Origin of the sequence: Achromobacter xylosoxidans (genome assembly GCF_002192695.1) — a bacterium.
GTDB lineage: Bacteria > Pseudomonadota > Gammaproteobacteria > Burkholderiales > Burkholderiaceae_B > Achromobacter > Achromobacter xylosoxidans_C.
Map to the genome: position 1 here is coordinate 182,370 of NZ_MTLG01000053.1, position 23,692 is coordinate 206,061.

The 23,692-nt window shown below is 65.8% G+C and carries 22 protein-coding genes and 1 pseudogene; 8 read left to right on the forward strand and 15 right to left on the reverse strand.

Annotated features, from left to right (window positions below):
* The first annotated feature begins 2 nt into the window (after window positions 1-2).
* On the forward strand, window positions 3-1,793 hold the full coding sequence (locus BRO63_RS07325) for an aminopeptidase P family protein (protein WP_088139090.1): 1,791 nt from the start codon (window positions 3-5) through the stop codon (window positions 1,791-1,793).
* A gap of 71 nt (window positions 1,794-1,864) precedes the next feature.
* Here the strand turns inward: BRO63_RS07325 and BRO63_RS07330 are convergent, their stop codons facing one another.
* A complete protein-coding gene (locus BRO63_RS07330) occupies window positions 1,865-2,866 on the reverse strand; it encodes a hypothetical protein (RefSeq protein ID WP_088139091.1) in 1,002 nt (333 codons plus the stop codon).
* A 220-nt stretch (window positions 2,867-3,086) separates the two neighbouring features.
* Between BRO63_RS07330 and BRO63_RS07335 the strand changes: the two genes are divergently transcribed.
* From BRO63_RS07335 to ftsB, 4 genes are all read left to right on the forward strand, one after another.
* Complete coding sequence (locus BRO63_RS07335; RefSeq protein ID WP_088139092.1) at window positions 3,087-4,739, forward strand: CTP synthase; 1,653 nt, start codon at window positions 3,087-3,089, stop codon at window positions 4,737-4,739.
* 203 nt (window positions 4,740-4,942) lie between these two features.
* Entirely contained in the window at window positions 4,943-5,227 is a 285-nt protein-coding gene (locus BRO63_RS07345; RefSeq protein ID WP_088139094.1) for a DUF1330 domain-containing protein, read from the forward strand.
* Between the two features lie 4 nt (window positions 5,228-5,231).
* On the forward strand, window positions 5,232-6,518 hold the full coding sequence (eno, locus tag BRO63_RS07350) for a phosphopyruvate hydratase (protein ID WP_013392290.1): 1,287 nt from the start codon (window positions 5,232-5,234) through the stop codon (window positions 6,516-6,518).
* Between the two features lie 68 nt (window positions 6,519-6,586).
* Window positions 6,587-7,000 carry a cell division protein FtsB gene (ftsB, locus tag BRO63_RS07355; RefSeq protein WP_088139196.1) on the forward strand — a complete coding sequence of 138 codons (414 nt, stop codon included), beginning with the start codon at window positions 6,587-6,589 and terminating at the stop codon, window positions 6,998-7,000.
* Window positions 7,001-7,615: 615 nt separating this feature from the next.
* On the opposite strand, the pseudogene BRO63_RS34425 reads toward ftsB, so the two are convergent.
* From BRO63_RS34425 to BRO63_RS07425, 14 genes and pseudogenes are all read right to left on the reverse strand, one after another.
* Window positions 7,616-7,795, reverse strand: a pseudogene (locus tag BRO63_RS34425) (TadE/TadG family type IV pilus assembly protein); the annotation flags it as partial.
* Between the two features lie 67 nt (window positions 7,796-7,862).
* Window positions 7,863-8,792, reverse strand: a complete 930-nt coding sequence (hslO, locus tag BRO63_RS07365; protein WP_088139095.1) for an Hsp33 family molecular chaperone HslO — start codon at window positions 8,790-8,792, stop codon at window positions 7,863-7,865.
* Window positions 8,793-8,865: 73 nt separating this feature from the next.
* Window positions 8,866-9,387: a gamma carbonic anhydrase family protein gene (locus tag BRO63_RS07370; RefSeq protein WP_088139096.1), complete on the reverse strand. Its 522-nt coding sequence runs from the start codon at window positions 9,385-9,387 to the stop codon at window positions 8,866-8,868.
* Between the two features lie 2 nt (window positions 9,388-9,389).
* Window positions 9,390-11,105: an acyl-CoA synthetase gene (locus tag BRO63_RS07375; protein ID WP_088139097.1), complete on the reverse strand. Its 1,716-nt coding sequence runs from the start codon at window positions 11,103-11,105 to the stop codon at window positions 9,390-9,392.
* Between the two features lie 127 nt (window positions 11,106-11,232).
* On the reverse strand, window positions 11,233-12,105 hold the full coding sequence (locus tag BRO63_RS07380; protein ID WP_088139098.1) for a UDP-2,3-diacylglucosamine diphosphatase: 873 nt from the start codon (window positions 12,103-12,105) through the stop codon (window positions 11,233-11,235).
* A 94-nt stretch (window positions 12,106-12,199) separates the two neighbouring features.
* A complete protein-coding gene (locus tag BRO63_RS07385; protein WP_088139099.1) occupies window positions 12,200-13,108 on the reverse strand; it encodes a DUF2167 domain-containing protein in 909 nt (302 codons plus the stop codon).
* A gap of 148 nt (window positions 13,109-13,256) precedes the next feature.
* On the reverse strand, window positions 13,257-13,775 hold the full coding sequence (locus tag BRO63_RS07390; protein ID WP_088139100.1) for an RDD family protein: 519 nt from the start codon (window positions 13,773-13,775) through the stop codon (window positions 13,257-13,259).
* 132 nt (window positions 13,776-13,907) lie between these two features.
* Complete coding sequence (locus tag BRO63_RS07395) at window positions 13,908-14,096, reverse strand: hypothetical protein (protein WP_006389355.1); 189 nt, start codon at window positions 14,094-14,096, stop codon at window positions 13,908-13,910.
* Window positions 14,097-14,350: 254 nt separating this feature from the next.
* On the reverse strand, window positions 14,351-16,102 hold the full coding sequence (locus tag BRO63_RS07400) for a THUMP domain-containing protein (protein ID WP_088139101.1): 1,752 nt from the start codon (window positions 16,100-16,102) through the stop codon (window positions 14,351-14,353).
* 34 nt (window positions 16,103-16,136) lie between these two features.
* On the reverse strand, window positions 16,137-16,565 hold the full coding sequence (locus BRO63_RS07405; RefSeq protein WP_179215050.1) for a CopD family protein: 429 nt from the start codon (window positions 16,563-16,565) through the stop codon (window positions 16,137-16,139).
* A gap of 99 nt (window positions 16,566-16,664) precedes the next feature.
* Window positions 16,665-18,116: a bifunctional 2-methylcitrate dehydratase/aconitate hydratase gene (locus BRO63_RS07410; RefSeq protein ID WP_088139102.1), complete on the reverse strand. Its 1,452-nt coding sequence runs from the start codon at window positions 18,114-18,116 to the stop codon at window positions 16,665-16,667.
* A 64-nt stretch (window positions 18,117-18,180) separates the two neighbouring features.
* The gene (gene prpC / locus BRO63_RS07415; protein ID WP_088139103.1) at window positions 18,181-19,374 is read right to left on the reverse strand and encodes a bifunctional 2-methylcitrate synthase/citrate synthase; all 1,194 of its coding nucleotides are present in this window, start codon (window positions 19,372-19,374) and stop codon (window positions 18,181-18,183) included.
* Between the two features lie 94 nt (window positions 19,375-19,468).
* Window positions 19,469-20,359, reverse strand: a complete 891-nt coding sequence (prpB, locus tag BRO63_RS07420; RefSeq protein WP_088139104.1) for a methylisocitrate lyase — start codon at window positions 20,357-20,359, stop codon at window positions 19,469-19,471.
* Between the two features lie 252 nt (window positions 20,360-20,611).
* On the reverse strand, window positions 20,612-21,601 hold the full coding sequence (locus BRO63_RS07425) for a malate dehydrogenase (protein WP_088139105.1): 990 nt from the start codon (window positions 21,599-21,601) through the stop codon (window positions 20,612-20,614).
* Window positions 21,602-21,992: 391 nt separating this feature from the next.
* Between BRO63_RS07425 and BRO63_RS07430 the strand changes: the two genes are divergently transcribed.
* The 3 genes from BRO63_RS07430 (at window position 21,993) to sdhD (ending at window position 23,690) form a co-directional block, all read left to right on the forward strand.
* Window positions 21,993-22,772, forward strand: a complete 780-nt coding sequence (locus BRO63_RS07430; protein WP_088139106.1) for a GntR family transcriptional regulator — start codon at window positions 21,993-21,995, stop codon at window positions 22,770-22,772.
* 121 nt (window positions 22,773-22,893) lie between these two features.
* A complete protein-coding gene (sdhC, locus tag BRO63_RS07435; RefSeq protein ID WP_008161845.1) occupies window positions 22,894-23,307 on the forward strand; it encodes a succinate dehydrogenase, cytochrome b556 subunit in 414 nt (137 codons plus the stop codon).
* Window positions 23,307-23,690, forward strand: coding sequence for a succinate dehydrogenase, hydrophobic membrane anchor protein (sdhD, locus tag BRO63_RS07440; RefSeq protein WP_013392308.1), 384 nt, complete (start codon window positions 23,307-23,309; stop codon window positions 23,688-23,690). The genes sdhC and sdhD overlap by 1 nt, the downstream gene beginning before the upstream one ends.
* Window positions 23,691-23,692: the final 2 nt, after the last annotated feature.

The following is a 23,692-nucleotide window of genomic DNA, read 5'->3' on the forward strand; positions in this document are numbered from 1 at the left end:
CCATGTCTAGCACCGACGCCCGTATCGCCCAATTGCGGCAGGCCATGAGCCGCCGCGGCCTGTCCGCCTATGTCGTTCCGTCCTCGGACCCGCACCTGTCCGAATACCTGCCCGCGCGCTGGCAGGGGCGGCGCTGGCTGTCGGGCTTCACGGGCTCGGTCGGCACGCTGGTGGTCACGGCCGATTTCGCCGGCCTGTGGGTGGACAGCCGCTACTGGGTGCAGGCCGAAGCGCAACTGGCCGGCACCGGGGTGCAGCTGATGAAAATCGCGCTGGCCACGACGCCGGGCCATGTGGACTGGCTGGCCGCCAATACCAAGGCTGGCGAGGTCATCGGGGTGGACGGCCAGGTGCTGGGCCTGGGCGCCTTCCGCGCCCTGTCGGCAGCCGCGGCCTCGGCCGGCGCCGTCCTGGAAATCCGCGAGGATCTGCTGGACGACGTCTGGGCGGACCGCGTCGGACTGCCTGGCGCCGCCATTTATGAACACGTGGCGCCCGAGGCCTGCGTGGCCCGCGCCGACAAGCTGGCGCAGGTGCGCGCCGCCATGCGCACGCATGGCGCCGACGTGCATTTCATCAGCACGCTGGACGACATCGCCTGGCTCTTCAACCTGCGCGGCGCGGACGTGGACTACAACCCGGTGTTCGTCGGCCATGCGCTGGTCGGACTGGACCACGCCACGCTGTTCGTGGCTGACGGCAAGATCGACGACGCCCTGCGCGCCGTGCTGGCGGCCGATGGCGTGGAAGTGGCCGCCTATGCCCAGGCCGCCGATGCGCTGGCTTCGCTGGAACTCGATCAGAAGCTGCTGATCGATCCGGCCCGCGTGACCTGCGGCGTGTTCCATGCCATGGATCCGGCCGTGCCGCGCATCGAAGCCATCAACCCGTCCACGCTGCTGAAGTCCCGCAAGACCGACGCCGAACTGGCCAACGTGCGGCTGGCCATGGCGCAGGACGGCGCCGCGCTCTGTGAGTTCTTCGCCTGGTTCGAAGGCGCGCTGGGCAAGGAAACCATCACCGAACTGACCATCGATGAGCAGATCACTGCTGCTCGTGCGCGCCGGCCGGCCTATGTCTGCCCCAGCTTTGCCACCATCGCCGGCTTCAACGCCAACGGCGCCATGCCGCACTACCGCGCCACCCCGGAATCGCACGCCACCATCGAAGGCGACGGCCTGCTGCTGATCGACTCGGGCGGCCAGTACCTGGGCGGCACGACCGACATCACCCGCGTGGTCGCGGTGGGGACGCCCAGCGCCGACCAGAAGGTGGACTTCACGCTGGTGCTCAAGGGCATGATCGCGCTGTCGCGCGCCTCGTTCCCGCGCGGCACGCCTTCGCCCATGCTGGACGCCATCGCGCGCGCGCCGATCTGGGAAGGCGGCGCGGAATACGGCCATGGCACCGGCCATGGCGTGGGTTACTTCCTGAACGTGCACGAAGGCCCGCAGGTCATTTCCTACCGCGCCGCGCCCGGCCCGCACACCGCGATGGAACCGGGCATGATCACCTCCAACGAACCGGGCATCTACCGTCCGGGCCGCTGGGGCGTGCGCATCGAGAACCTGGTCGCCAACCGCAGCTGGCTGACGTCGGAGCTGGGCGAGTTCCTGTGCTTTGAAACGCTGACGCTGTGCCCGATCGATACGCGCTGCATCGAACCCTCGCTGCTGCGCGCCGACGAGATCGCCTGGCTCAACGACTATCACAAGACCGTGCGCGAACGCCTGTCGCCGCTGGTCGAAGGCGAGGCGCTGGCCTGGCTGGAGCGCCGCACCACGGCGATCTGACGCGCGCTGCAAGCGCATGAAAAAAGGCCGCGGGCGTTTCGCCCGCGGCCTTTTGCTTGGGTGAGGCTGGTTCAGCTGTCCGGCGCGGCGGCCTTGGCGCGGGGATACAGCGCAAGCCTGCCGATCACGCAGCCCAAGGCTAGCAGCGCGCCATAGGCCAGCAGCGTCATGGCCGCCGCCGCGTGCGATTCCGAGGCGCGGATCAATTGGCTCCAGGTCATCGCCCGGACGATCAGGAATCCCAGGCCTATGCCCAGCGCCTGGGCCAGCCAGAATGCGAGGGTGCCGTGAGCCGCGGCCCGTCCAAAGCGGGCCGTGCCTATCGGATGCGGCAGTGTCTTCAGGCAGACCAGGACGCACAGCGCCAGCAGGGCCGCGGGCAGGACCAGATAGCCCAGCGCAAACGCCGTCCAGCCCGCGCCCGGGGCCTGCATCTGCAGGAAACTGCCCAAGGAGATTGAAACGGTCAGTTGCCAGGCCAGCATGGTCAACCCGGTAACCCAGGCGGCGTGGCGCCGTTCATAGGCCGGGCCGCCGGCCTGGCCTGCGGGCTGCACCGTCCAGGCGGCAATGCGCACGATGACGCAGATGCCGATGATCTCCAGCGCGATGGAGATGAGCTTGGTGATGATGTTCAGGGCCAGGAACTGCCCGATCATGCCGAAGCCGAGCTTGTCCTGCAGCATGTCGCGGTTGTCCATGGCGAAGCGCATCAGCGTGTTCTGCAGGAAGGCAATGCCCGCCGCCACGGCCAGGGTGTAGAGCAGAAACAGGGCGATGAAGGTGCCGTACAGCTTGCGGGGTTCGTCCACCGCCGTGGCGTCATGGCGCGCCAGCCAACTGCGCATGGCTCCCCATGTGGTCAATCCGGCGATCACCGCGCCTGCGACGATATGGGCGAGCAGCGGCGCCAGGAACTGGGGCTGGCTGTACATCTCCCGCAAATGCTCGAGCTGTGGCAGGGCGAGCAGGCTGTAGGACTGGACCAGCAGCGAGTAAGCCAGCCGCAGGAAAACGGCGGTCAGTGCGAGGCGCCAGGCGAGCGAGTAGGGGGATCGGGCGGGATCGGTCATCGGCGGATGGGGAAGTGTGGAGAAAAAACAGCAAGCAAAAAAATAGGGATCGAACATAGCACGGCGCTGCGCCGCGCCACACAACGCGATGGCCCTTGCGGCAATTCGAGTGCTGCCAAATGTTACGCCCCGGAGCTAGGGGAAAACCCAAATAAGCTCCGCCTCCCGGCTATAATCCAAATTTCCCGCACGCGCCCGCTCGTCCCGGGTGCTCATTACGATGACCAAATACGTATTTGTCACCGGCGGTGTGGTGTCTTCCCTGGGCAAAGGCATCGCCGCTGCGTCGCTCGCCGCCATCCTCGAGTCGCGTGGCCTGCAAGTCACCATGCTGAAGCTCGACCCGTACATCAACGTCGATCCGGGCACCATGAGCCCGTTCCAGCATGGCGAGGTGTTCGTCACGGAAGACGGCGCCGAAACCGATCTGGACCTTGGCCACTACGAGCGTTTCATTTCGGCTCGCATGCACAAGGTGAACAACTTCACCACCGGCCAGATCTACGAATCCGTGCTCCGCAAGGAGCGCCGCGGCGACTACCTGGGCAAGACCGTCCAGGTCATTCCGCACATCACCAACGAAATCCAGGACTTCATCGCCCGCGGCGCCGAAGCTGGCTGGAACGGCAACACCGACGTCGCCATCGTCGAGATCGGCGGCACCGTGGGTGACATCGAGTCCCTGCCGTTCCTGGAAGCCGCGCGCCAGATGAGCCTGCGCATGGGCCGCAACAATGCAGCCTTCGTGCACCTGACGCTGGTTCCCTTCATCGCGTCGGCCGGCGAACTCAAGACCAAGCCGACCCAGCACTCGGTGCAGAAGCTGCGCGAAATCGGCATCTACCCGAACGCATTGCTGTGCCGCGCCGACCGCCGCATCCCGGACGACGAGCGCGCCAAGATCTCGATGTTCTCCAACGTGCCCCTGGACGCGGTCATCTCCGTCTGGGACGCCGACTCGATCTACAAGATCCCGGCCATGCTGCATGCGCAGGGCGTGGACAACATCGTCTGCGAAGCGCTGGGCCTGACCCCGCCGCCGGCCGACCTGTCCATGTGGGACAACCTGGTCGAGGCGCTGGAGCACCCGCAGCACCAGCTCACCATTGGCATGGTCGGCAAGTACGTCGACCTGACCGAGTCGTACAAGTCGCTGACGGAAGCCCTGGTCCACGCCGGCATCCACACGCGCTCGAAGATCAACATCGAGTACATCGACTCCGAAGACATCGAAACCCGCGGCACCGACCAGCTCAAGCACCTGGACGCCATCCTGGTTCCGGGCGGCTTCGGCAAGCGCGGCACCGAAGGCAAGATCGCCGCGATCCGCTACGCCCGTGAAAACGGCGTGCCTTACCTGGGCATCTGCCTGGGCATGCAACTGGCCGTCATCGAGTTCGCGCGCCATGTCGCCGGCCTGGGCGGCGCCAACAGCACGGAATTCGATCCCTCGGCGCCGCACCCCGTGGTGGCCCTGATCACCGAATGGATGGACCGCGAAGGCAAGGTCGAAAAGCGCGACAACTCGTCCGACCTGGGCGGCACGATGCGCAAGGGCGCGCAGCGCGTGCCGATCAAGGCCGGCACCCGCGCGCAGGCCATCTACGGCGACGAAGTGAACGAGCGTCACCGTCATCGCTACGAGGTCAACAACGTCTACGTGCCGCGCCTGGAAGAAGCCGGCATGGTGATCAGCGCCCGCACGCCGACCGAGAATCTGCCGGAAATGATGGAATTGCCCGATCACCCGTGGTTCGTGGGCGTGCAGTTCCACCCTGAGTTCACGTCCACCCCGCGTGACGGCCACCCGTTGTTCTCCAGCTATATCCGCGCCGCCATCGAGCAGAAGGCTCGCCGCGGTCAGGAGGCGTAATGCGCGTCTGCGGTCTGGAGTTCCGTAAGCGGATCTTCGGGACCGCAGGCCGCCGCCTCGGCGCCGCCCTGTACGGCGGCGCTTCTTTCGGATACAACCAATTAGCATCGGATATGCGTCGCCAGGGCGCCTTGCGCGACACTGGCGGCATCGCCGTATCCGGCGTCAGACCGAAACCAACGCAACTGCTCTGAAGGAACCCCATGAGTGCCTACCTCATCGCCGACGTCTCAGTGACCAAGCCCGCGCAATACGAGGATTACAAGCGTCTGTCCACGCTCGCGATGCGCGCGTACGATGCCAAGATCCTGGTGCGCGGCGGCGATTCCAGGCACCTCGAGGGCCGTGAACCTGGCCGCACCGTCGTCATGGAGTTTCCCTCCATGGCCGCGGCCCAGGCTTTCTACGACTCCTGGCAGTACCGCCGTGCCCGCAATGCCCGCGAAGGCGCGGCTGTCATGAATATGTTTATCGTTCAGGGAATGTAAAGTCATGAGTGCTATCGTCGATATCATCGGCCGCGAGATTCTGGATTCGCGCGGCAACCCCACCGTCGAATGCGACGTGCTGCTGGAGTCCGGCGCCATGGGCCGCGCGGCCGTGCCGTCGGGCGCGTCCACCGGCGCGCGCGAAGCCATCGAGCTGCGCGACGGCGACAAGAGCCGTTATCTGGGCAAGGGCGTGCTGCGCGCCGTCGAGAACCTGAATACGGAAATCTCGGAAGCCCTGATGGGCCTGGACGCCCAGGAACAGACCTTCGTCGATCGCACCCTGATCGAGCTGGACGGCACCGAATCCAAGGAACGCCTGGGCGCCAACGCGATCCTGGCCGCCTCCATGGCCGTGGCCCGCGCCGCCGCCGACGAGTCGGGCCTGTCCCTGTACCGCTATTTCGGCGGCAGCGGCCCCATGAGCATGCCCGTGCCGATGATGAACGTCATCAACGGCGGCGCGCACGCCAACAACACGCTGGACCTGCAGGAACTGATGATTCTGCCGGTGGGCGCGGGCAGCTTCCGCGAAGCCCTGCGCTGGGGCGCCGAAGTCTTCCACATGCTCAAGAAGCTGATCCACGGCCAGGGCATGTCCACGGCCGTGGGCGACGAGGGCGGTTTTGCGCCCAACGTGCCCAGCCACGAAGCCGCCATCCAGCTGATCCTGAAGGCCATCACCGAAGCCGGCTACGAGCCGGGCACGCAGATCGCCCTGGGCCTGGATTGCGCCAGCTCCGAGTTCTACCGCGACGGCAAGTACACGCTGGCCGGCGAAGGCGGCATCTCGCTGTCCTCGCAGGAATTCACCAACCTGCTGGCCACCTGGTGCGACAAGTACCCGATCATCTCGATCGAAGACGGCATGGCCGAAAACGACTGGGAAGGCTGGAAGCTCCTGACCGACCAGTTGGGCAAGAAGGTGCAGCTGGTGGGCGACGACCTGTTCGTCACCAACACCAAGATCCTGCGCGAAGGCATTCAGAAGGGCGTCGCCAACTCGATCCTCATCAAGATCAACCAGATCGGCACCTTGACCGAGACCTTCGCCGCCATCGAAATGGCCAAGCGCGCCGGCTACACCGCCGTCGTGTCGCATCGTTCGGGCGAAACCGAGGACTCCACCATCGCCGACATCGCCGTGGCAACCAACGCGATGCAGATCAAGACGGGTTCGCTGTCCCGTTCGGACCGCATGGCCAAGTACAACCAGCTCCTGCGCATCGAGGAAGAGCTGGCTGAAGTCGCGTCGTATCCGGGCCTGGAAGCTTTTTACAACCTGCGTTGATGAGAAGCGCGGCTCCAGGCGTTAGCCAGGGGCCGCATCCACGCCACGATTGCTGAGGGTTCCCGCGTATGCGCCTGTTGTTCCTGGTGCTGTTCGTGCTGCTAGGCCTGATCCAATACCCGCTGTGGCTGGGTAAGGGCGGGTGGTTCAAGGTCTGGGATCTGCAACGCCAGGTGGCGGAGCAGCGCGAGACCAACGAAGGCCTGCGCGCGCGCAATGCCGCACTGGAAGCGGAAGTGCGCGACCTCGAAGGCGGCTCCGGCGCCATCGAGGAACGCGCCCGCGGCGAACTGGGCATGATGCGCGATGGCGAGGTGTTCGTGCACATCCTGCCGCAGAACACCCCGGCCCCGGCGGGCGGCGCCTCTTTGGCGGCCGACGCCGCGGCCAAGCCGGCGACGCCCGCGCGCGCCAGCGCACCGGCCGCCCGTCCGCCGGCTGCGCCTGCCAGGCCTGCCAATCAGACCAACGCCCGGCACTGAGCGCCGGCCGCCGTTCCTGTTCATTCCCCGTTTCGTCCTGCCGCAGCGCACGCTGCGGCATTCGCCGTACACGATGCCGGCGGGTTGCGGCGTTCTGCGCGCCCAATCCACCGGGTGCGAGTGCATCTCGGTTTCCAGTTCCATGCGCAAGGGCAACAGGCCCCGGGCCTGGGCGTTGCCCGCATAGCTGTTGCGGTCGACGGCCAGCACGGCCAGCAGCGCCCGCAAGGGCGGCAGCAGCGGCTTGTGCAGATAGGTCAGGCGCAACTTCAGGGTGTTGGCCTGGAAAATGCTCTGTCCGCCCGGACGCGGCGGCCGGCGCGCATGCTGCAGGTCCTGGTAGCCGTTGTCGATGGCGCGCAGGCCCGCCGCCGCCGGCGCCTTGAGGTCCGGGCGGGCGTGTTCGCGGAACGACTGCTCGTCGGGCAGCAGGACTTCGATGCGCCAGGGATGGGTGCCTGAAATGGCCGCCAGCTCGGCCAGTTCGTCATCCTGGCGGCGGCGCGCGCCGGCCTGGCCTTGCGCATCGGCGTGGCGCGGCAGCAAGGCCTGCAGAAAGGCGCTGCGCATGCGCGCCGGATCGCCGTGCGCGGTGGCGCCGGCGCGCGCCGCCTCCGTCAGCGCCAGGTGGGCCAGCTGGCGCACGCCTTGCCAGCGGGCCGTTTCGATCGCCAGGAGGCCCAGCAACAGCACCAGCGTCGCCGCCACCGCGAATTCGATGGCGGCGGCGCCGTATTGCCGGCAGGAGGGCGCATGAAAAAAGGCGGTCATGGCTGCGCAGTCTGGCGCGGGCATGGCCGCCTGTCGATGAGGATAAGCCGGCGTGACGGAAACGTCCCGGCGGCCGGGCCGCCGGCGTGGGTCAGTGCACCGTGGGTGGTTCGTCCGCGGCGGAGGCCGCGCTGGACGAGAACAAGGTCGCGCAGTCGACGGAATCGAACTTGTACGGCTTGCCGCAGAAATCGCAGGACACGTCGACCTGGCCGCGTTCGGCCAGGACGCTGTTGATCTCTTCCTGGCCCAGCGTGCGCAGCATGCTGGCCACGCGCTCGCGGGTGCAGGGGCAGTGCCAGCGCACGGACAGCGGATCGAACGCCACCAGGGTTTCTTCCCAGAACAGGCGGTGGATCAGCGTGTCGATGTCGGTGGCCAGCAGTTCATCGCGCTTGATGGTGCCGGCCAGGGCGCTGGCGCGGTCCCAGGTTTCGGCGGCGTTCTGCTCGGTGAGCACCGGCGCGTCCGAGCCTCCGTGGTACGGCAGGCGCTGGATCAGCATGCCGGCGGCATGGTCGGCGTCGGCCGCCAGCCACAGGCGGGTATCCAGCTGTTCGGAGGCCTTCATGTAGTGTTGCAGCGCTTCGGCCACCGTGTCGCCCTGCAGGGGCACGATGCCCTGGTAGGCCTGCTGGCCCGGCAGCTTGCGCTGCGGGTCCAGCACCACGATGAAACGGCCGTTGCCGCCCGGGTTCAGCAGGCTTTGCATATTGCCGTCGGTGGGCACTTCGTGGCCTTCGCGCATCTTGACGGTGGCGCGCAGGCTCAGGTCGTTGCGGCATTCCACCACCAGCAGGGCGATGGGGCCGTCGCCCTGGATCTGCAGCACCAGCGAGCCGTCGAACTTGATGTTGGCGGCCAGCAGGGTGGATGCCGCCACCAGTTCGCCCAGCAGGTGGGTGATGGCGGGGGGATAGTCGTGATTGGCCTGCACGGCCTTCCAGGTCGCGTCCAGGCGCACGGCCTGGATGCGGACGCTGCGGTCTTCGGTAAGGTATTTCTTGAGCTGATCGGTCATGGGGGAATGTTAGCCGATCAGGCCAGTCTATTCCCCCTGCCGGCAGCAGGGTCGAAGCCGCGCCCCAGGGCGCTCAGCCGATCCGTTTCAGGGCGGTCTTGTAGTGTTGGCCGCGCGCCACGTAATGGGCGGTGTTCTTGTGCAGATTGGCGATTTCCTCGTCCGAGAGTTCACGAACGATCTTGCCGATGCCGATGACCAGGGAGTTGTCGGGAATGACGCGGTCTTCGGGAATGATGGCGCCCGCGCCGATCAGGCAGTTGCGGCCGATGACGGCGTTGTTCAGCACGATGGCCTGCATGCCCACGAGGGCGCCTTCGTGGATGGTACAGCCGTGCAGCATGGCTTGATGGCCTACCGTCACGTTGGGGCCGATGGTCATGGGACAGCCGTCGTCCACGTGCAGCACGCTGCCTTCCTGGATATTGGTGCCGCTCTTGATCAGGATGGCGTCGTTGTCGCCGCGGATCGACACGTTGGACCAGATGCTGACGCCTGACTCCAGTGTTACGTTGCCGATGATGTCGGCGCTGTCGGCCACGTAGGCGGCCGGGTCGATGCGGGGGATCAGGTCGTCGAGCTGGTAAATGGGCATGCCTAGTTCTCCGGTTGCGGCGTCAGGCCTTTGGGGGCGTGCGGCGCTTCTGCCATGCTCGCGGTCGCCCGCGAGCGTTCTTCTTCGCGCAGGCGCAGGATGCGGCGCTGGATTTTACCGGTGGTGGTCATGGGCAGCTCGTCGACGAATTCGATCTCCTTGGGGTACTCATACGGCGCCAGGCGTTCGCGCACGTGCTCCTGCAGATTTTCGATGATGTCGTTGCGGTCGCGCTGCGCGAACTCCGGCGTCAGCACCACATAGGCCTTGACCAGGGCGCCCCGCTCGGCGTCCGGCTTGGGCACGACGGCGGCGTTGGCCACGGCCGGATGCCCGATCAGGCAGCTTTCGATTTCGCCCGGGCCGATCCGGTAGCCGGCGGACTTGAACACGTCGTCGGCGCGGCCCGCGTACCAGAGGTAGCCGTCGGCGTCGATCTTGGCCAGGTCGCCGGTCAGGCACCAGTCGCCCTTGAATTTGGCCTGGGTGGCGGCTTCATTGCGCCAGTAGCCCAGAAACATCACGGGATCCGGAAAGCCATGGATGTCGAGCCGGTTGACGGCGATCTCGCCGGTGGCGCCGGGCGCTACCGGCTTGCCGTCCTCGTCCAGCACGGCGACGTTGTGGCCCGGGTAGGGGCGGCCCATGCTGCCCGGCTTGGCGGGCCAGCGCTTCTGGCTGTTGCCCACCACGTAGTTCATTTCCGTCTGGCCGAACATTTCGTTGGGCGTCACGCCCAAGGCCGACTGGCACCATTCGAAGACGGTTTCACCCACGCTTTCGCCCGCGCTCATGATGGAACGCAGGGCCAGCTGGTAGCGGCCGCGCGGTTCCGGCACCGCTTTCATCATCATCTTGAGCGCGGTGGGGAAGAGGAAGGTGTTGGTGACCTGGTAGCGTTCCAGGAGTTCGAATGCGCGTTCGACCGAGAAGCGGCCGCGGGTGCCGACGATGGGGTGCCCGAAGTACAGGGTGGGCAGCAGGGCGTCCATCATGCCGCCGGTCCAGGCCCAGTCGGCGGGCGACCAGAACACGTCGGCGGGCTTGGGGAACCAGTCCTGGGAGGCCACGAAGCCCGGCAGGTTGCCGATCAGCACGCTATGCGGCAGCAGCGCGCCCTTGGGGGCGCCGGTGGTGCCGGAGGTATAGAGCAGGATGGCCGGATCCGAGGAACGGGTCTGGACCATCTTGAACTCGCTGGGCTGGCGCGCCAGCAGGCTGCGCCAGGGCAATACGCGCTCGTCGGCGAAGCCGATGCCGATGATCTGTTGCAGGTTGGGGCAGTTGTCGCTCACGGCCAGCAGGTTGGCGCTGGAGGCGTAATCCACGATGGCGACGCGGGTTTCGGAATCGCGCAGGCGGCTTTCCAGGGCTTCGGGACCGAACAGGGCGGACAGCGGCAGTACCACCGCGCCGACGCTGTAGATGGCCATATGGGCCACTACGGTCTCGGGCCGTTGCCCCAGCACCACACCGACGCGGTCGCCGCGTCCCACGCCCATTTTCACCAGGCCGTTGGCCAGCTGATTGGCCGCTTCCGCCAGGCGGGCATAGGTCCAGACCTCGCGGTTGCCAGATTCATCTTCGTAGTAGATGGCAATGCGCCGCGCATCCGGACTGCTGGATGCCCAGCGGTGGCAGCACGCTTCCGCGATGTTGAACTGGGTGGGTACCAGCCAGCGGAATGTTTGGTAGAGCGCCTGATATTGGTCGTTCATGGCCCTATGTTGTGAGCATGTTGCAGCGTGAACGGGTCAAGTTGGCCCGTTGCCCCAGATGCAAGCATGACCTAGAGGGCCGTGAACTGCAACATCCCCGTTGCGTAACGGGGACGCATACGGGTTATCACGGGTGTTTGCCTTGGCGGCGCAGCGCGGAGGGCAGGGCCGGCAGCGTCAGCGAGCGGGGCGGACGGGCAGCCGGGTCGGCTTCGCGTTCCGCCGTGATGGCGGCCCAGTCCAGCAGTTGAAGCTGGCCGTCGTGCGTCTCCGCCAGGGCCGAGAGGCTTTCCACCCAGTCGCCGTCGTTGCAGTAGAGGATTTCGCCCACGTAGCGCAGTTCAGCCTTGTGGATATGCCCGCAGACCACGCCGTCCAGGCCGCGGCGCCGGGCTTCGCCCGCCAGCGCCTCCTCGAAGTCCGTGATGAAGGAGACGGCGTTCTTGACCTTGTGCTTCAGGTACTGCGACAGCGACCAGTAATGCAGGCCCAGGCGGTGGCGCAGCCGGTTGAAGTGATGGTTGATCCACAGCGCCAGCTGATAGAGCCCGTCGCCCAGGTGCGCCAGCCAGCGGCTGTGCTGGATCACGCCGTCGAACTGGTCGCCGTGCAGTACCAGCAGGCGCTGCCCCTTGGCGGTGACGTGCACGTCCTCGTCCAGGATCTCGATATCGCCGAAGGCGTAGCCGGCGAATTCACGCGCGAATTCGTCGTGGTTGCCGGGGATGAACACGACCCGGGTGCCGTTGCGCGCCTTGCGCAGGATGCGCTGGATGACGTCGTTGTGCGCCCGGGGCCAGTGCCAGTGCTTGCGCAGCTGCCAGCCGTCGACGATGTCCCCCACCAGGTAAAGGGTGTCGGAATCGTTGTGGTCCAGGAAGTCGAGGAGGAATTCCGCCTTGCACCCGGCGGTGCCCAGGTGAATATCGGAAATCCAGAGGGCGCGCCAGTGCGCGGGGCGGATTTCGTTCACGGTAGCTTTCCCAGGGACTGTGCTCATGCCTGGGAATGAAACCATCCGGCGATGACCGGAACGTGAACGCCATGTGACGCTGTTGTGACGGCGGGGCGGCAGCCGCTACCCCGCCGCGCGGTCAGGGCTGCTGCTGGTTGGCCTTCTTGGCCCGCAGGCGCTTCCAGATGCCGCCGCCCAGCGCGGCCGCGGCCAGCAGGCCGACCTTGGCGAATTTGGCCAGGAAGGCGGCGATCACGGCGAACAGGCCCAGTTTCTTGGCCGCCACGCCGGCCACGAGGGCGGCCAGGCCGTACTCGGCGACCTTGTCGGTCGACGAGTCGAAGTCGGCGTAGCGCTTGCCTTCCACGTACGTGAGGTTGTCCAGCAGCGTCAGCACGGCCGTCTTGTCCTTGGGCACCATGCTCTTCTGCGTGATCAGGTCCAGGGTGATGTAGCCGTCGCGGCCGAGCGCGTAGGTGTTGTAGTTGACGGTGGGGTTTTCGGTGGCGCTTTCGCCCTTGTGCTTGACGGCGACCGACCAGACCAGGCGCTGCGATTGGCTGTCGTACTTCGGCGCCTCGACCCAGCCGTCCATGATCAGTTCGGGAAAGCCGCGCTTCTTGCGTTCTTCGTTGGACTGCTCCGTGCCTTCGCGCAGGCTGTCCAGCAGTTCGTTGACGTTCCAGTTCTTGGCGTCGTCGTCCTTGATGTAGCCGGCCTTGTCGAAATTGACGGTGATGACCCAGTCGTCGTCGTCGCTCTTGGGCATCACCACGCCCAGCAGGGAAGGATCCTTGCCGTTGCCGTAGGCCGCCATCAGCCGGTCCGCCTGCAGGCGCGGCACGAAGAACATGGATTCGGGCAGATGCACGACCGCCTGCTCGCCCAGCTTGACGTCGGCCGGCCCTTCCTGGGCGGCGGCAAAGGCGGCTTTCGTGGCCGCTTCGATTTCCTGCTGGGCGGCCGCGTTCTGCGCGAGCGCGCCGGCGGGCATCAGGAACAGGGCGCTGGCGGCGGCCAGCGCGACTCGGGAAAGGAAAGCGCGCATGTGGGTTCTGAGGCGTCTGAAAAAAGGGGCCCCATTGTCTTTGCGGTCGACTTTCAACTTTCTGAAAGCAAACAGGTAATTCGGCGCACGATGTTGCGATTTGTCGCAGGATGTATGCGGCGCGCCGGCCGGTGGCGTCATCCGGGGCCTAGCGGGCCTTCTTGTGCCGCGGCGCGTTGCGCAGGCGCGTGCCCAGGATGCGGTCGTGCAGGAACTGCCCGTCGGGATCGAACCAGGACCAGACAAAGATGGTGAAGGGCGCGGCGACGATGAACATGTCCATGGAGGCCCAGCCGGTAGCGCTGGCGGCGCCCCAGACGACGGCCGCGCCGGCCAGCACCAAGGGCCAGACCAGGACATAGCGCAGCATCAGCCGGCCGGTGGACGGGGTATTGCCGTCGCGGTCGACCAGGCGGATGTTCCAGGTCTTCATGGGGAGGGTCTGGCCGCGGCGGCGCCAGCACAGCACGAAGTACGCGCCGATGGCGACAAACAGCCAAGCCTGCCGGGCGCCCCGTAGTTCCAGCGCGTTCTTGCTCTGGGTCAGCGTATCCAGCAGGTAGCCCGCCAGGAACACCACGCCAAACAGCAGCACGGCTTCGTACATCATGCAGGCGAACCGGCGCAGCCGGTTGGGGGTCTGGTCGAGCAGGGCGTCGGTCGTCATGGGTCGCTATTATCCGACAAAGCCGGACTCCGGCGCCCTGGTTAAAAAAAAACCCACCGGTAAGGGTGGGTCTTAAAAGGGGCTGTGCAGCCCCCAAGGGGAAAACTGTTCAGGCCGTGGCCTGGGCCATGCTCAGGCGGCGGAGTGCGCGTTCTTGGCGCTCGTCTTGCCAGCCAGGGCACGGATGCCGTGGGCCAGCTTACGCAGGCCGGCGGCCAACGCCCGCATCGGGTGCGGACGGAATTGTTCTTCAATAGCCTGGAGCATCAGTTGGCGCTCGAGTTCGTCGGTCAGGCGGATGGTGTTGTTCGGGTTGATCACAATAGCCTCCACGGGCTTGCACTGTTTGTTTAGCTACTAGGGATAACCCGAATTATAGGGGTTAACCCTGAACTTGTGCAAGTGGCCGGTGCATATTGGCAACACCTTGGTGCGATGATGCTCTCAAACGGGGCTGGGGAAAACCATAAGTAAAGATAAGCGCGCCATGTTGCGGCGCCTTTACAACGCGCTGTTCAAGGGGGAAAGGGAGGGCGCCCCGCGGCCGAAACCGCCCGGGGCGCGGAGCGAGCCGCTCAGGCGTCGCGGTAACCGGCCGCGACCAGCTCGAAACCGAACAGGCGGCAGTCCAGCGAACCGTTGTGCAGCGGCACGCGGCGCTTGGGTTTCAGGCGCAGTTGGTTGGGCAAGGTCAGGTCGCTGGTGATGACGTGCAATTGCCAACCGGCGAAGTTGCGCTTCAGGCAGGTGGCCCAGTCGCGCCACAGGTCCGCGTCCTGTTCCGTCCCCATGCGCTCGCCGTAGGGCGGGTTGGTGACGATCCAGCCATGGTCGGCGGGCGCCGTGACATGGCGGGCATCGCCGACCTCGAAGCGGATGGAGTCTTCGGTCAGCCAGGCGCGTTCGGCGTTGTTGCGGGCGAATTCGATGGCTTGCGGGTCCAGGTCGTAGCCGACCAGTGGCGCGTCCAACTGCGGCAGGATGCGCGCGCGCGCATCGTCCTTCAGGTCGCGCCAGCGGTAGGCGTCGTGTCCGCGCAGGCGCTCGAAGCCGAACGGGCGCGAGATGCCGGGCGGCACGCCCAGCGCGATCCAGGCGGCCTCGATCAGAATGGTGCCCGACCCGCAGAACGGATCCAGCAGCGGGGCGGCTGGATCCCAGCCCGCCAGCGCCAGCATGCCGGCGGCCAGGTTCTCGCGCAGGGGCGCTTCGCCCTTGTCCAGGCGCCAGCCGCGCTTGAACAGCGATTCGCCTGAGGTGTCCAGGTACAACGTCGCGGTATGCCCGGTCAGGAACAGGTGCACGCGGGCGTCCGGACGCACGGTGTCGATGCTGGGGCGTTCGCCTTCCAGTTCGCGCAGGCGGTCGCAGATGCCGTCCTTGGCGCGCAGATTGCAGTACTGCAGGCTTTGCACCGGACTCTTGATGGCCGAGGTATCCACGCGCAGGGTCTGCTCCGCGCCGAACCAGCGTTCCCAGGGGGTGTCGCGGGCCAGGTCCAGGATGTCGTCTTCGTGCGAAATCTCGGCATGGGCGACCTGCACCAGGATGCGCGTCGCCAGGCGCGAATACAGGTTGGCGCGCTGCACGCCCGCCCAGTCGGCGGTAAAGGAGCAGCCGGCGCGGCCGGCTTGGGCGTCCTCGAAGCCCAGGGCCTGCATTTCCGCCGTCAGCGCCTCTTCCAGCCCTTGGGGGCAGGGGGCGAAGATGGGAAATACTTCCGCCTGGCGGGTTTCGCGCGGACGGCGGCTGCGGGTCTCCACGGCGGGTTCGCGCCTGCCGCGCCCTTCGTCGCGGTCATGTTCATGGCCGTGACCGCGGGTTCCGGTGAAATCCGCTTCCTGTGCGTGATCGGGTTCGGGCGGGTACTCCGGCGCGGGGCCGTCGTCTTCGAACGGGTCGTAGAAGCGTCCCGCCGGCGTGGCGGGCGCGATGTACTGGTCGTCGCGCAGGCGCGGCGCGCGCTGCGGGGCGCGGCCGGAGCGGCCGCCGGACTCGGCCTCGCGGCGCGGGCTTTCGGCGCGCTTGCGGTCCGGCGCGGGCCGGTCCGAAGCGCCGCGGCCGGGCGCGGCCCGATCCGACGCGCCGCGCGCGGACGGGCCGCGCCCGGCGCCGCGCGGGCCGCGGGCTTCCTCGTCCTTGCGCCGCTGATAGGCGACGGGGTCTTTCTGGCGTTCGATGCTTTCCTTGGTGCGCTCCTGCTGGGCGACCAGGCGGGCGCGGGCGCCCGTGCGGGTGCGCTTGGGGGCGTCTTCGGCGTGGGCGTCGCGCGCCGTTTTCTTGATCGTCAGCGTCTTGCGCGGACGGTCCTGTTCATCAGAGGACATACGAATCCTGGCGAATGTGCAGAGGTAGGGGGTATCAGAAGGGTTTGACGACGACCAGCGCCACCACCACCAAGAGCAGCAAGACGGGAACTTCGTTGAACCAGCGATAGAACTTGTGCGAACGGGTGTTCTTGCCCTGTTCGAATTTGCGCAGCATCAGGCCACAGGCGTGATGGTAGCCGATGACGAGCAGGACGAAAAAGAGCTTGGCGTGCATCCAGCCGTTGCCGGGGCCCACGCCGATGCCATAGCCCAGGTACAGCCACATGCCGAACACGACCGCGACGATGGCCAGGATGGTGGTGAAGCGGTACAGGCGGCGCGCCATGCCCAGCAGGGTGGTCTGGACGGCGGGGTCCGATTGCTGCGCCAGGTTCACGAAGATGCGCGGCAGGTAGAACAGGCCGGCGAACCAGGAAGCGATAAAGACAATATGAAAGGTCTTGACCCAAAGCATGGCCATGGCGCGATCCAGTCGAGGAAAGCCGCATTGTAAGCTGCGCCACTGCGCGTTCAGGCCCAGAGGCAAAGCCCCGCAGACGGGGCTTTGCGGCGAGGCGGCTCAGATCACGTACAGGTCGACGTACTCGTGGACCGGCATGGCTTCCAGCCGCTTCTGGTCCAGCGAGGCCTGCAGGATGCGGTCCTGCTGGCGGGCGGGAAACATGCGCGCCAGGTTGGTGCGGAACTTGGTTTCCAGCAGCGGTATGCCTTCGGCGCGGCGGCGCTTGTGGCCGATGGGGTACTCGCAGACGATTTCGTCCAGCCGCGTGCCGTCCTTGAATTCCACCGTCAGCGCATTGGCGATCGAACGCTTGTCGGGGTCGTGATAGTCGCGGGTGTAGGCCGGGTCCTCGACGCAGACGATCTTGTCGCGCAGCGCGTCGATGCGCGGATCCCGCGCCACGGCGTCCTCGTAGTCGGCCGCGGTCAGGCGGCCGAACAGCGTCGGCACGGCCACCATGTACTGGATGCAATGGTCGCGGTCGGCCGGGTTGGCCAGCGGTCCCTTCTTGTCGATGATGCGGATGCAGGCTTCGTGCGTGCGGATGGTGATTTTCGCGATGTCGTCGGCGTTCTTGCCAGCGGCCTGCAGCCGGCCATGGAGCTCCATCGCGCATTCGACGGCGGTCTGCGCATGGAATTCGGCCGGAAACGAAATCTTGAACAGCACGTTTTCCATCACGTAGCTGCCGTAGGGGCGCTGGAACCGGAACGGCTGGCCCTTGAACAGCACGTCGTAAAAGCCCCAGGTCTTGGCCGTCAGCACGGACGGATAGCCCATTTCGCCGGTCCGGGCGATCAGCGCCAGGCGCACGGCGCGGCTGGTGGCGTCGCCGGCGGCCCAGCTCTTCCTGCTGCCGGTGTTGGGGGCGTGGCGGTAGGTGCGCAGGCTCTGGCCGTCGACCCAGGCCAGCGACACCGCGTTGATCACTTCCTCGCGGCTCAGGCCCAGCATTTGCGCCACCACGGCGGTGGAGGCCACTTTCACCAGCACCACGTGGTCCAGGCCGACCTTGTTGAAGGAGTTTTCCAGTGCGATGCAACCCTGGATCTCATGCGCCTTGATCATGCCGGTCAGCACGTCGCGCATCAGCAGGGGCGGCTTGCCGGCCGCGACCGCGATGCGGGACAGCCAGTCGGCGGTGGCCAGGATGCCGCCCAGATTGTCGGACGGATGGCCCCATTCGGCAGCCAGCCAAGTGTCGTTGAAGTCCAGCCAGCGGATCATCGTGCCGATGTTGAAGGCGGCCTGCACGGGGTCGAGCTGGAATTGGGTGCCCGGCACCTTGGCGCCGTGGGGCACTGTCGTGCCGGGGACGAGGGGCCCCAGCAGTTTCCTGCACGCTGGATACTCCAGCGCTTCCAGGCCGCAGCCCAGCGTGTCGATCAGGCAGTTGCGTGCCGTTTCGTACGCCAGGCCGCTCTGGATTTCATACTTCAGGACGTAGTCGGCGATGTCGACCAGGACCAGGTCGGGATCGGGACGGACGTTGGAGATCGGGGCAGACATAGCGGTACCTCTCCATGGAATGAATACAGGTGGCCATGCCGTGCCCTCGTCCGTGTCCCGGGTCTTACTTGCGCTTGTCCAGCGGCACGAACTTCTGGTCTTCCGGACCCACGTAGTTGGCGGTGGGGCGGATGATCTTGTTGTCGATGCGCTGTTCGATGATGTGGGCCGACCAGCCCGCCGTGCGCGCGATGACGAACAGCGGCGTGAACATGGCGGTGGGGACTCCCATCATGTGATAGCTGACGGCCGAGAACCAGTCCAGGTTGGGGAACATCTTCTTGATGTCCCACATGACCGTTTCCAAGCGTTCGGCGATGTCGAACATCTTGGTGCTGCCGGCCTTCTTGGACAGCTTCTTGGCGACTTCCTTGATGACCTTGTTGCGCGGGTCGGACACGGTGTAGACCGGGTGGCCAAAGCCGATGATAACTTCCTTGGCTTCGACGCGGCGGCGGATGTCGGCCTCGGCCTCTTCCGGCGTTTCATAGCGCTTCTGCACGTCGAAGGCCACTTCGTTGGCGCCGCCGTGCTTGGGGCCGCGCAGCGCGCCGATGGCGCCCGAGATCGCGGAGAACATGTCCGAGCCGGTGCCGGCGATGACGCGGGCGGTGAACGTGGACGCGTTGAACTCGTGTTCGGCGTACAGGTTCAGCGAGATGTGCATGGCCTTGACCCACTCGTCGCTGGGCTTTTCGCCGTGCAGCAGGTGCAGGAAGTGGCCGCCGATGCTGTCGTCGTCGGTCTGCACGTCGATGATGCGGCCGTTGTGGCTGTAGTGGTACCAGTACAGCAGCGCCGAGCCCAGGTTGGCCATCAGGCGGTCGGCGATGTCGCGCGCGCCCGGGGTGTTGTGGTCGTCCTTTTCAGGTAGCACGCAGCCCAGCACCGACACGGCCGTGCGCATCACGTCCATCGGGTGGCTGGCGGCGGGCAGGGCTTCCAGCGCGGCTTGCAGCTGGGCGGGCAGGCCGCGCAGGCTGCGCAGCTTTTCCTTGTAGGCCTTCAGTTCGGCCTTGTTCGGCAGCTTGCCGTGGACGAGCAAGTGGGCGATTTCCTCGAACTCGCTGGCGTCAGCGATATCCAGGATGTCGTAGCCGCGGTAGTGCAGGTCGTTGCCGCTGCGGCCGACCGTGCACAGCGCCGTGTTGCCGGCGACGACGCCGGACAGCGCAACCGATTTCTTGGGCTTGAAACCGGCTTTTTCTTCCGGCTTGGCATCCGTCTTGGCCACTTGCTTCTTGGGAGCCGTGCTCATGTCTCTACTCCTTCCTTTCGCGATGGTCATTGCTATGGGGGTGGGCATGCAAGGCGCCGGGCGGCTGCCGCGGCGCCGGAAACCGTGGGCCAGCTTACGCCTTGCCCTTCTGGAAAAGCGCGTCCAGCTTCGATTCGAATTCGTGGTAGCCGATGCGGTCGTACAGTTCCTCGCGCGTTTGCATCAGGTCCACCACGTTCTTCTGGTGGCCGTCGCGGCGGATGGCGGTGTAGACGGCTTCGGCGGCCTTGTTCATGGCGCGGAAGGCCGACAGCGGGTAGAGCACCATGCCCACGCCCACGCTCTTCAGCTCTTCCACCGAGAACAGCGGCGTCTTGCCGAATTCGGTGATGTTGGCCAGCACCGGCACCTTGACCGCCTTGACGAAGCGGTCATAGGTGGGCAGGTCGTAGGCGGCTTCGGCGAAGATCGCGTCGGCGCCCGCTTCCACGCAGGCCAGCGCGCGCTCGATGGCGGCGTCCACGCCGTGCGAGGCGATCGCGTCGGTGCGGGCGATCAGGTAGAAGTCGGTGTCGGTGCGGGCGTCGGCCGCGGCCTTGACGCGGTCGGCCATTTCTTCGGTCGAGACGATTTCCTTGCCCGGACGGTGGCCGCAGCGCTTGGCGCCGACCTGGTCTTCGATGTGGCAGGCGGCGGCGCCGAACTTGATCAGGCTCTTGACGCTGCGGGCGATGTTGAACGCCGACGGACCGAAGCCGGTGTCGATGTCCACCACCAGCGGCACGTCGCAGACGTCGGTGATGCGGCGCACGTCGGTCAGGACGTCGTCCATGGTGTTGATGCCGAGGTCGGGCAGGCCCAGCGAGCCGGCCGCGACGCCGCCGCCAGACAGGTAGATGGCGCGGTAGCCGGCGCGCTTGGCCAGCAGGGCGTGGTTGGCGTTGATGGCGCCGATGATCTGCAGGGGGCTTTCTTCGGCAAGCGCGCGGCGAAAGAGGGAGCCGGCGGATTCGGGTCTGGACATGGGTGGTCTCCGTAATTTGGACCGGGTGTTTTCATGGGCCCCGGATGAAACGACTGGACAGCGGACTGGCGCGCTGCAGGCCGGGCCGGGATGCGTCCCGTCCTGGTTCCTGACATTACCGCTGGCCCGGAAAATAAATCTGTCCCCTTCGCGACATTCCTTTGCGCAGGAGCAAAGGGACAGATTTATGTTTCGGTCTTGCCTAGGAATTGGGCCCGCGCAAACGGGCCCAATTCTTTACTCATGCGCTGCTTACTTCAGCAGGTCCTTGACGCCGTCGCGCTCTTCGAGGAGCTCTTTCAGCGTGAAGTCCAGGCGCTCGCGCGAGAAGGCGTCGATTTCCAGGCCTTCGATGCGCTTGTATTCGCCGTTTTCGGTCGTGACCGGCACGCCGTAGATGATGCCTTCGGGGATGCCGTAGGAGCCGTCCGACGGGATGCCCATCGTGACCCACTTGCCGTTGCTGCCCAGGACCCAGTCACGGACGTGGTCGATGGCGGCGTTGGCGGCCGAAGCGGCCGAGGACAGGCCGCGGGCTTCGATGATGGCGGCGCCGCGCTTGCCCACGGTGGGGATGAAGGTGTCGCGGTTCCAGGCGTCGTCGTTGATCAGCTTGGACAGCGATTCGCCGCCGACGGTGGCGAAGCGGTAGTCGGGGTACATGGTGGGCGAGTGATTGCCCCACACGACCAGCTTTTCAATCGCGGCGACCGGCTTGCCCGACTTGGCGGACAGTTGCGACAGGGCGCGGTTGTGGTCCAGGCGCAGCATGGCGGTGAAGTTCTTGGCGGGCAGGTCCGGCGCCGACTTCATGGCGATGTAGGCGTTGGTGTTGGCCGGGTTGCCCACGACCAGTACCTTGACGTTGCGGCTGGCGACGTCGTTCAGGGCCTTGCCCTGAGCCGTGAAGATCTGGGCGTTGACCGACAGCAGGTCCTTGCGTTCCATGCCGGGGCCGCGCGGGCGGGCGCCAACCAGCAGGGCCACGTCGGCGTCCTTGAAGGCGGTGCGCGGGTCGCTGTGGGCGGTGACTTCTTGCAGCAGCGGGAAGGCGCAGTCATCCAGTTCCATGATGACGCCCTTCAGGGCCTTTTGCGCTTTCTCGTCGGGAATTTCCAGCAGTTGCAGGATGACGGGTTGATCTTTACCCAGCATTTCGCCCGAGGCGATGCGGAATAGCAGTGCGTAACCGATTTGGCCGGCGGCGCCGGTGACGGCGACACGCAAGGCAGGCTTGGACATGGACGTTCTCCGTAATGGTTTGGCGAGAAAAAATCTCACCAATCAGTGTAATCGTTGGGCGTGAAAATCAACGCGTGTGCAGCGGCGTGCGCAGCGGCGTGCGCGGTGGCGCGCAAGCGGCTGGCGCAGGGCCCGGGGCAGCGTTGAATCCTAGATCGAATTTACGTGTCCGTCAATTGCTCTTCTATCTTATATAAGACATAAGACGTTGGACAGCGTCCCGGCCGATATGCCACAATAGAGCGTTTATTCGAATGCGCCGCAACCCGGTTTCGGTTGCGCGCCTGTATCAAGCCAGAACACTGGCGGCGGCAGCGCATTGCGGATGGGTTCGCTGCCTTGCGCCGCCCTCCCATTTCCCCGGATAAACATGACTCAATCTAAAAGATCCATGGCAGAGCCCCGGCCCGAAACCTCCTTACGCATTCGCGCCGCCCGCACGGCGGGCGAGGGGGCCGCTTTCAGTCCGCTCTACCGGCAAATCAAGGATCTGCTTGTCCAGAGCCTGGAACGCGGCGAATGGAAGCCCGGCGAGCTCATCCCCAGCGAAATCGATCTGGCTGCCCGTTTCCAGGTAAGCCAGGGCACGGTGCGCAAGGCGGTCGATGAGCTGGCCGCTGAGCACATGCTGCTGCGCCGCCAGGGCAAGGGCACGTTTGTCGCCACCCACCACGAAGCGCGCGTGCGCTACCGCTTCCTGCGCCTGGCCGCCGACGAAGAAGGCGAGGCCGGCCGCGCCGAAAGCCGCATCCTGGAATGCCGGCGCCTGAGGGCGCCCGCCGAGATCGCGCGCGCCCTGGACCTGCGGGCCGGCGAAACCGTCGTCATGATCCGCCGCCTGCTGTCCATGGGGCAGACGCCCACCGTCGTGGACGACATCTGGCTGCCTGGTTCCATCTTCCGTGGACTGACCCTGGAACTGCTGAGCGCCAACAAGGCGCCGCTCTATGGTCTGTTCGAATCCGAATTCGGCGTGAGCATGGTGCGCGCGGACGAAAAGCTGCGCGCGGTGATCGCGCCGGCCGAGGTCTGTCCGCTGCTTAATGTTCCCGCCGGGACGCCGTTGTTGCAGGTGGATAGGGTGTCTTATACGTATGGTGACCGCCCCATGGAAATTCGCCGGGGGTTGTACTTGACCGATCGATACCACTACCGCAATAGTCTGAATTGATGAGCTTTTTACCTACGATTTGATACCAACCCTATCTCTGGGCGAAAATACCGTGTTTGCCCGCAAGGGCGACGGCATTTCCGCCGTAACGATTCCCTAGTTCCGAAACACCGAGGCCGTCATGTCCGACACCGCTGCCAAGCCACGTCCGCAGTTTCGCAATATTGGTATTGCGCAACTCGCCAGCTACCGCCTGCCCCTGGCCGGCAAGCTGTCCATCCTGCACCGCGTCAGCGGCGCGCTGCTGTTCCTCTGTCTTCCCTTGGTCATTCTGCCGCTGTTCGCAGCCAGCGTGGCCGCGCCGCAGACGTTCGCAGCCGTGGCTGCCTACGCCGGCAACCCGATCGTCAAGCTTGTCTTCCTGGTCCTGGTCTGGGGCTACCTGCATCACTTCTGTGCCGGCATCCGCTACCTGCTGCTGGACCTGCACATCGGCATCGACAAGCTGTCGGCCAAGAAGAGCGCCGGCGTGGTTTTCGGGGTGAGCCTGGCTCTGACCCTGGTGTTCGCCCTCAAACTGTTCGGAGTGCTGTAATGGCCGACGTCAAAAACTACGGACCCAAGCGTCTGGTCGTGGGCGCCCATTACGGCGTCATGGATTTCATCATCCAGCGCATCACCGCCGTCATCATGGCCGTGTACACGCTGGTGCTGCTCATCGGCATCCTGATGATGCCGGCCTTCACGTACGAACACTGGACCGCGCTGTTCAACTTCTACGTGGGCGTTCTTCCGGTTGGCCAGATCCTGGCCACCCTTGCATTCATTGCGCTGGCCTGGCATGCCTGGATTGGTGTGCGCGACATCTGGATGGACTACGTCAAGTCGGTGGGCGTGCGCCTGCTGCTGCAAGTGCTGACGATCCTCTGGCTGGTCGGTTCGGTCGTTTACTTCGCGCAAATCCTCTGGAGCATTTAAGC